Origin of the sequence: Hydrogenophaga sp., assembly GCF_025699295.1 — a bacterium.
Taxonomy (GTDB): Bacteria; Pseudomonadota; Gammaproteobacteria; order Burkholderiales; family Burkholderiaceae_C; genus Hydrogenophaga.
On record NZ_JAILWB010000035.1, the window covers coordinates 1 to 7,470 of the forward strand.

The window sequence follows — 7,470 nt, forward strand, 5'->3', positions numbered from 1 at the left end:
ATATACAGATTTAACTTTTTGATACATGCATTGGAGAGAAACTCTTCCAGATTGGTAAGGTAAACAATATTGATATCAACCATGTGTCAACATTGGTACTGCTGGCCACGAAGATCCTGGACAGCCAGGTTGCCTTCATGAAGGAACTCGGCCTGCTGGCCTGACCGAGCCGCGCCCCGCGCAGCGGGGCGCCTTCTTCCGCGCACCGAGGAATCCGCCATGCCAGTCTGGCTGTCCGTGGCCACGTCGGCCATCACGCGCCTGAACCGCGCCGTCTTTCACCTCACGGTCTGGCTCATGGCCATCGTGGTGCCGGTGATGCTCTACGAGGTGGTGCGGCGCTACGCATTCAACGCCCCCACGGTCTGGGGCATGGAGCTCGCGGTGCTGCTGTTCGGACCGTACTTCCTGCTCGGCGGGCCCTACCTGCTGCACCTGCGCGGCCATGTCTCGCTGGACCTCGTGCGCCAGCGGCTCGACGCCGCCTGGCAGCGCCGCATGGACCTCGTCAACTTCCCCGTGATCATGCTGTTCTGCGCCATCCTGCTGTACTTCAGCGCGCCCGCCGCCTGGAGCGCGTGGGAATACCGAGAGACCAGCTTCTCGGCCTGGAACCCGCCCATCTGGCCGGCCAAGGCCATGGTGCCGCTGGCGCTGGCGCTCATGTTCCTGCAGGCCCTGGTGGAGTTCTGCCGCGTGCTCTACCGCGCCGACGTGCAGGCGCCGTTGGACGGAGTGCCCCAAGCATGAGCCCGAACACCATCCTGCTGCTGATGTTCGGCAGCCTCACGCTGTTCATGCTCACCGGCCTGCCCATTGCCTTCGTGCTGGGAGGCCTGTCGCTGCTGTTCATCGTCACCCTGTGGGAACCCAGCGCCGTCATCGTGCTGGTGCTGCAGATCTTCGACACCATGAAGTCGGAGTCGCTGCTGGCGATCCCGCTGTTCATCCTCATGGCCTGCATCCTGCAGCGCTCGGGCGTGATCGAGGCGCTCTACAAGGCCATGGAGATGTGGTTCGGCCGCCTGCGCGGCGGCCTGGCCATTGGCACCGTGATCATCTGCGTGGTGATGGCGGCCATGACCGGCGTGGTCGGTGCCGCCGTGACCGCCATGGGCATCCTCGCGCTGCCCGAGATGCTGCGCCGCGGCTACAAGCCGCAGCTGGCGCTGGGCACCATCTGCGCCTCGGGCACGCTGGGCATCCTCATTCCGCCTTCCGTGCTCACCATCGTGTATGCGGTGACGGCGCAGATATCCATCGGCCAGATGCTGATCGCCGGCATCATCCCGGGCCTGCTGCTGGCCAGCCTCTACATCGCCTACCTGCTGGTGGTGGGCTGGCTCAAGCCCGAGTGGATGCCGCTGGACCGCAGCCTGGCCCAGGTGCCGCTGGGCACCAAACTGCGCGCGCTGCGCTCGCTGGTGGTTCCCGCGATGCTGATCGTGATGATCCTGGGCTCGATCTTCTTCGGCATCGCCACGCCCACCGAATCGGCGGCCGTCGGCGTGGCCGGCGCCTTGATCCCGTCGCTGCTGGGCCGCAGACTGCGCCTGGGCATGCTGCGCGAGGCCGGCATCGACGCGCTCAAGGCCACCTCGATGATCCTGTGGATCACGCTGGGCGCCAAGGCCTACGTGGCGATCTTCACCGGCCTGGGTGGCGCGGACACGCTGCTCGAAATCATCAAGGGCATGGAGGTCAACCGCTGGTGGGTGCTGGGCGCCATGATGCTGCTGCTGGTGTTCTTGGGCACCGTGCTCGACGAGCTCGGCATCATCCTGCTGACCGTGCCGGTGTTCCTGCCCATCGTGCGCCTGCTCGGATTCGACGAGCTCTGGTTCGGCGTGCTGTTCGCCATCACGATCCAGATGGGCTACATCAGCCCGCCCTTTGGCTACACGCTGTTCTACATCAAGGGCACGCTGCCCAGGCACATCGGCATGGGCGCGGTGTACCAGGGCGTCATTCCGTTCTTCATCCTGCAGCTGGTGGGCCTGCTGATCTGCGCCGCCTTCCCCGACCTCGTCACCTTCCTGCCCAGGCTCATGGCTTCGCGCTGAGCCGCTTCCCTGTTCTCTTCCCTTTCAAGGTTCACACCATGAACACCACCTCTCCCTCCAGCCGCATCGGCGGCTTCCACAAGCTGGGCGTGACCGAGCGCATCGAGCGCGTGGCGCGGTTTGCCGGGCTCGGCATCGACGACCAGGTCCACCTGGGCGACACCGGCAACCTGCCGGCCGAGACCGCCGACCACATGATCGAGAACTTCGTCGGCACCATGAACATCCCGATGGGCGTGGCGACCAACCTGCGCATCGACGGCCGCGACCGCCTCGTGCCCATGGCCACGGAGGAGTCGTCGGTGGTCGCGGCGGTGTGCAACGCCGCGCGGCAGAGCTACGACGCGGGCGGCTTCGTCACCTCCATGTCGGGCACGCGCATGATCGCGCAGGTCCAGCTCACCGATGTGCCGGACCCGCAGCACGCGCGCCTGCGCATCCTGGAACGCCTGGAAGACATCCGCGCCATGTGCGACGCCTGCGACCCGGTGCTGGTGAAACTCGGCGGCGGTTTCCGCGACCTCGAGGTGCGCGTGCTCGACACGCGCGGTGGCGCCATGGTGATCACGCACCTCATCGTGGACACGCGCGACGCGATGGGGGCCAACGCGGTCAACACCATGGCCGAAAAACTCGCGCCGCACATCGCGCAATGGACGTCGGGCCGCACCAACCTGCGCATCCTCTCCAACCTGGCCGACCAGCGCCTGGCGCGCGCGCGCTGCGTGTGGCCGCTCGATGCCATCGGAGGTGCCGAGGTGCGCGATGCCATGCTCTCGGCCTACCACTTCGCCGACGCCGACCCCTACCGCGCCGCCACGCACAACAAGGGCATCATGAACGGCGTGAGCGCGGTGGTGCTCGCCACCGGCAACGACACCCGCGCGGTGGAGGCCGGCGCGCATGCCTATGCCGCGCGCGGTGGGCGCTACGCCAGCCTCACCACCTGGGAAGCCACGGCCAGCGGCGACCTTGCCGGCGCGATCGAACTGCCCATGGCCGTGGGCCTGGTGGGTGGCGCCACCAAGGTGCACCCCACGGCGCGGCTGGCGCTCAAGATCCTGGGCGTGGCCTCGGCCGAGGAGCTCGCCCGCGTCATCGCGGCGGTGGGCCTGGCGCAGAACTTCTCGGCCCTCAAGGCCCTGGCCACCACCGGCATCCAGAAAGGCCACATGGCCCTGCACGCGCAGAACATCGCCATGATGGCCGGCGCCGTGGGCGAGGAGATCGACCGCCTGGCCCAGGTGCTGGTGGCCCAGGGCGCGGTGCGCATCGACGTGGCCGAGATCGAGCTCGGCCGCCTGCGCGGGCGCTGAGCCGCGGCTACCGCATCGCCGCCGTGCGGCGCCCGGGCCCGCGCCGCCACAGCGACAGGCCCAGCCGCACGGCCGCGCTGCCGTACAGCAGCAGCGCCAGCGCCAGCCCGATCAGCGGCAGCGCCACGAAGACCCAGCCGGTCAGGTGCTCGCCGCCCAGCAGCACGCCCACGCACAGCGCCACCACCGGGTTGACGAACGAATAGCTGCCCGCGAGCGCGGCCGAGGTGTTCTTCAACAGCCAGAGGTAGGTATTGAGCGTGACCATGGTGCCCATGAACACCAGGTACAGCCAGGCCAGAGCCGACGCCAGCGAGACCTGCTGCCAGGCCACCGAGCGCGCGCCAGGTTCCCACAGCCAGGCCACCACCAGGCCAAGCAGACCGCCCAGCAGCCACTGCGCGCTCGAGGCCATGGCCGGCGGCGGCAGCGGAAGCCGGCGCGACGCGTAGGAACCCAGGCTCCAGGCCAGCGGCGCACCGAAGGCGCACAGCGTGCCCGCCAGCGTGGTCGAAAAATCGCCCTCCAGTGCCAGCAGCAGGGCGCCCGCCGCGCCCAGCACCAGCCCGATCCAGCTGGTGAGCGGCACGCGCTCGCCGCCCCAGCGCGTCCACAGCGCGAGCCACATCGGCATGGTGGTCACCACCGTGGCCATCAGCCCGGAGCCGATGCCCAGCTTCTGCGCCAGCACCACCAGCGCCATCGCGGCAAATGCCATCAGGCCACCGATGAGCGCGCTCGCGCGCCACTGCGCCGCCGTGGGCCAGGCCTGACCCTGCCAGCGCGCCAGGCCCAGCATGAGCACCCCCGCGAGCAGGAAGCGCGCACCGTTCATGAGCAGCGGCGGCAGCGTCTGCATGGCCACGTCGAGCGCGAAGTAGGTCGTGCCCCAGACCAGGTAGACGATCAGCAGGGCGCAGCCCAGGCGCAGCGTTTGGCGATCCAGGGCCTTGGGGTTGAAAATGGAAGGCATTTCCAGTTGCGTTTGGGATAATTTCCGGCGATCTGCCGATTTTCCGTGTTTTTATCAGATCATTGAAGAAATGCAAGCAAATATCCAGCTCGACGACACGGATGCCAGAATTCTTACGGCCCTGAGCGCGGACAGCCGCCGTTCCTACGCCGACGTCGCCTCCGAGGTGGGCCTGTCCACGGCCGCCGTGCACGAGCGGGTGAAGAAGATGGTCGAACGCGGTGTGATCGAGCGCTTCTCGCTGCGCGTCGACCCCGACCGCGTGGGACTGCAGTTCACCGCCTTCGTGGCGATCCGCAACGACGGCGGCGTGCACTGCCGCGAAGTGGCACCGCGCCTGCGCGAACTGCCCGAGGTGCTAGAGCTGCACAGCGTGGCCGGCGAGTTCGACTTCCTGGCCAAGATCCGCACCACCCATGCGCGCGCGCTGGAAGACGTGCTCTACCAGATCAAGGCCATTCCCGGTGTGGCGCGCACCACCAGCACCGTGGTGCTCAACACCGAGTTCGAGGAGCGGCCGCTGCGGCTGCCGGGCAGCGGCGGGGTCTGAAGCTTCAGGCCTTGCGCGCCGCCTCGGCCAACTGCCCAGCCAGCCGGTTGTGCCGTTCCACCAGCGGCGCCAGGTCCACGGTGGTCAACCGGCCTTCGCGCACCACCACCCGGCCGTTGACCACGGTGTACGCGGCCATCGGGCTGGCGCACAGCAACAGGCTGCCGACCGGGTCATGCACCGCGCCGCCGGCGAAGCCGAGGGTGCGCAGGTCGAACAGCGCGAAGTCGGCGCACATGCCCGGGGCGAGGTGGCCGATGTCGATGCGGCCCAGTACCTGCGCACCACCGCGCGTGGCCAGGTGCAGCGCGTCGCGCGCGGTCATCTCGGCCGGGCCGAGGTCGCAGCCGAAGAAGGTCTTGCCGTTGCGCGTTTCGGGCGGCTGCAGCGCGCGGCCCACGCGCGCGAGCAGCAGGGCCTGGCGCGCTTCGTTGACCATGTGCGCGCCGTCGTTGCTGGCGCTGCCGTCCACGCCCAGGCCCACGGGCACGCCGGCGTCGAGCATGCGGCGCACCGGCGCGATGCCCGATGCCAGGCGCATGTTGCTGCAGGGGCAGTGCGCCACGCCGGTGCGGCTGGCGGCGAAGAGCGAGATGCCCTCGCCGTCGAGCTTGACGCAGTGCGCGTGCCACACGTCGTCGCCGAGCCAGCCGAGTTCCTGCGCGTACTGCGCGGGCGTCTGCTTGAACTTCTCCAGGCTGTAGGCGATGTCGTGGTCGTTCTCGGCCAGGTGGGTGTGCAGGCGCACACCCTGACCCTGGAAGGAGCGCGCCAGCGCCGCGCTCTCGCGCATCAGGTCGGGGCTCACGGAAAACGGCGAGCACGGCGCCAGCGCCACCTGCAGCATGGCGCCGTGGCGTGGGTCGTGCCAGGCCTCGATCAGGCGCTGGCTGTCCTTGAGGATGGCGTCTTCCTTCTCCACCACCGCGTCGGGCGGCAGGCCGCCGGCGCTGGCGCCCACGCTCATGCTGCCGCGCGTGGCCATGAAGCGCATGCCGATCTGCTGCGCGGCCTCGATGCTGTCTTCCAGCCGCACGCCGTTGGGGTAGATATAGAGGTGGTCGCTGCTGGTGGTGCAGCCGCTCATCAGCAGCTCGGCCATGGCCACCTGCGTCGACACCTGCACCATCTCGGGCGTGAGGCCGGCCCAGATCGGGTACAGGCCGCGCAGCCAGCCGAACAGCTCGGCGTTCTGCACGCTGGGGACCGCGCGCGTGAGCGATTGATACATATGGTGGTGTGTGTTCACCAGCCCGGGCACCACAAGATGGCCGCGCGCGTCGATCACCTCGTCGGCCTCCTCGCGCAGCGCGGGGGGCAGCTCGGCCGCCAGGCCGATCCACTCGATCACGTTGCCGCGCACGAACAGGCTTGCATCCGCCAGCTCGGTGCCACTGGCCAGGTCGGCGTCGTTCAGCGTGGCGATGCAGGTGGCGTTGTGAATCAGCAGGGTGGTCATGGTGCGTCCTTCAGCCAGTAGCCGGGCCGGGCGTAGATTTTCCTGAGATGGTCGATGAAGAAGCGCACCTTGGCCGGCAGGTGGCGCTGCTGCGGGTAGACCGCCAGGATGTCGTAGGCGGGCAGGGCGAACGCGTCGAGCACGGTGACGAGTTCACCGCGCTGCAGTTGCGCCTGGATCTCCCAGGTGCTGCGCCAGCCCAGGCCCAGGCCCTCGCTCACCCAGCGGTGCAGCAGTTCGCCGTCGTTGCAGTCCAGGTTGCCGTCCACGCGCACTGTCACCGTCTTTCCGTCCTGCTGGAAGTACCAGCCGCGCTGCTGCCCGCCCTGCAGGTTGAAGGCCAGGCAGTTGTGGTCCTTCAGGTCGTCCAGCGTAGCCGGCTTGCCGTGCTTGCGGAAATAGGCCGGCGTGCCGCAGACCACGCGCTGGTTGGTGGCGAGCTGGATGGCGACGAAGTTGGGGTCGATCGCGCCGCCGATGCGCAGGCCCAGGTCGTAGCCCTCGCGCACCAGGTCGACCACGCGGTCGGTGAGGTTGAAGGAGATCCTCACCTCCGGGTTGGCCTTGAGGAAAGCGCTTGCATGCGGCGCCACGTGCAGCCGCCCGAACGCCGCCGGGGCCGACACCACCAGGTGCCCGCTGGCGCGGTGCTTCTGCGCCGAGACCGTGGCCTCGGCCTGCGACCACTGCGCCAGCAGCGCGCGGCACTCGTCCAGAAAGCGCGCGCCCTGTTCGGTGAGCGCCAGGCGCCGCGTGGAGCGGTGGATGAGCTGCGTGCCCAGGCGGCGCTCCAGCGCGTCGACGCGCCGGCCCATCATCACCGGGGTGATGCCCGCGTGCAGCGCGGCCGCGGCCAGGCTGCCGTGCTCCATCGCCAGCACGAAGGCCTCGATTTCCTTGAAGCGGTCCATGGCGCATGTTAACGCCGCGGCCACGCGATTGCATACCTGGAGTATCGAATCAAAGTACCGGCGCTGGCATTCCCCTGAGGGCGGGTTCTCACCAGAATCGGCACCAGTCCCTCAACCCAGGTAAGGAATCGCATCATGGCCCGAATGACCGCGGCGCAGGCCGCCATCTGTGTGCTGGAGACGGAAGGCATCTCGCAG

The 7,470-nt window shown here is 68.5% G+C and carries 7 protein-coding genes; 4 read left to right on the forward strand and 3 right to left on the reverse strand.

Features of this window, described 5'->3' with window-relative positions; all coding sequences use genetic code 11:
- Window positions 1–219: 219 nt before the first annotated feature.
- From K5880_RS22930 to K5880_RS22940, 3 genes are read left to right on the forward strand one after another with little or no spacing between them, the layout of a single operon-like run.
- A complete protein-coding gene (locus tag K5880_RS22930; protein ID WP_297658259.1) occupies window positions 220–750 on the forward strand; it encodes a TRAP transporter small permease subunit in 531 nt (176 codons plus the stop codon).
- A complete protein-coding gene (locus tag K5880_RS22935; RefSeq protein ID WP_297658262.1) occupies window positions 747–2,063 on the forward strand; it encodes a TRAP transporter large permease subunit in 1,317 nt (438 codons plus the stop codon). Before K5880_RS22930 ends, K5880_RS22935 begins: the two co-directional genes overlap by 4 nt.
- 38 nt (window positions 2,064–2,101) lie before the next feature.
- Complete coding sequence (locus K5880_RS22940; RefSeq protein WP_297658264.1) at window positions 2,102–3,379, forward strand: hydroxymethylglutaryl-CoA reductase, degradative; 1,278 nt, start codon at window positions 2,102–2,104, stop codon at window positions 3,377–3,379.
- Between the two features lie 7 nt (window positions 3,380–3,386).
- Here K5880_RS22940 and K5880_RS22945 read toward each other — a convergent pair whose 3' ends face one another.
- Window positions 3,387–4,352, reverse strand: coding sequence for an EamA family transporter (locus K5880_RS22945; protein ID WP_297658266.1), 966 nt, complete (start codon window positions 4,350–4,352; stop codon window positions 3,387–3,389).
- Between the two features lie 70 nt (window positions 4,353–4,422).
- Here K5880_RS22945 and K5880_RS22950 point away from each other — a divergent pair, with 70 nt between their 5' ends.
- Entirely contained in the window at window positions 4,423–4,902 is a 480-nt protein-coding gene (locus tag K5880_RS22950; RefSeq protein WP_297658268.1) for an Lrp/AsnC family transcriptional regulator, read from the forward strand.
- A gap of 4 nt (window positions 4,903–4,906) precedes the next feature.
- Here the strand turns inward: K5880_RS22950 and K5880_RS22955 are convergent, their stop codons facing one another.
- Both K5880_RS22955 and K5880_RS22960 read right to left on the reverse strand, forming a co-directional pair.
- A complete protein-coding gene (locus K5880_RS22955) occupies window positions 4,907–6,361 on the reverse strand; it encodes an 8-oxoguanine deaminase (RefSeq protein ID WP_297658270.1) in 1,455 nt (484 codons plus the stop codon).
- Window positions 6,358–7,272, reverse strand: a complete 915-nt coding sequence (locus tag K5880_RS22960) for a LysR family transcriptional regulator (RefSeq protein WP_297658273.1) — start codon at window positions 7,270–7,272, stop codon at window positions 6,358–6,360. The genes K5880_RS22955 and K5880_RS22960 overlap by 4 nt, the downstream gene beginning before the upstream one ends.
- Between the last annotated feature and the right edge of the window lie 198 nt (window positions 7,273–7,470).

What these genes read in the sequence shown, in the direction of transcription:
- K5880_RS22945 (WP_297658266.1), bottom strand. Translation starts at nt 4,352, where the DNA reads ATGCCTTCCATTTTCAACCCCAAGGCCCTGGATCGCCAAACGCTGCGC.
- K5880_RS22940 (WP_297658264.1), top strand. Translation starts at nt 2,102, where the DNA reads ATGAACACCACCTCTCCCTCCAGCCGCATCGGCGGCTTCCACAAGCTG.
- K5880_RS22950 (WP_297658268.1), top strand. Translation starts at nt 4,423, where the DNA reads ATGCAAGCAAATATCCAGCTCGACGACACGGATGCCAGAATTCTTACG.
- K5880_RS22960 (WP_297658273.1), bottom strand. Translation starts at nt 7,272, where the DNA reads ATGGACCGCTTCAAGGAAATCGAGGCCTTCGTGCTGGCGATGGAGCAC.
- K5880_RS22935 (WP_297658262.1), top strand. Translation starts at nt 747, where the DNA reads ATGAGCCCGAACACCATCCTGCTGCTGATGTTCGGCAGCCTCACGCTG.
- K5880_RS22930 (WP_297658259.1), top strand. Translation starts at nt 220, where the DNA reads ATGCCAGTCTGGCTGTCCGTGGCCACGTCGGCCATCACGCGCCTGAAC.
- K5880_RS22955 (WP_297658270.1), bottom strand. Translation starts at nt 6,361, where the DNA reads ATGACCACCCTGCTGATTCACAACGCCACCTGCATCGCCACGCTGAAC.